At 37.9% G+C, this 277-nt stretch carries 1 pseudogene; it reads left to right on the top strand.

Features of this window, described 5'->3' with window-relative positions:
- Positions 1-175: pseudogene (locus ACG9ZB_RS17300) on the top strand (EF-P lysine aminoacylase GenX); the annotation flags it as partial.
- Positions 176-277 lie beyond the last annotated feature (102 nt).

Below are 277 nucleotides of genomic sequence, written 5' to 3' on the forward strand. Positions count from 1 at the left end.
GGTGTTGCGTTCACGTTTTGAAGTCGATAATGCTGAACGTGAAAAATTAGGCTTACATGTGATGCCAATCGATGAGTTTTTATTTGCTGCTTTGCCTCAAATGACGGCATGTGCAGGTATTGCGTTAGGTGTGGATCGTTTGTTAATGATTGCAACAGAACCGATGCATTTTTAAAAAGTCATTACTTTTCCCTCATCCATTTCTTAAGTGAAATTAAATAAAGAGCCGATTGTGGCGCTTTATTTGAGTCGATCAAGTTTTAACTGTATTGAGACT

This window comes from Acinetobacter johnsonii, from assembly GCF_048551975.1.
GTDB classification, from domain to species: domain Bacteria; phylum Pseudomonadota; class Gammaproteobacteria; order Pseudomonadales; family Moraxellaceae; genus Acinetobacter; species Acinetobacter johnsonii_A.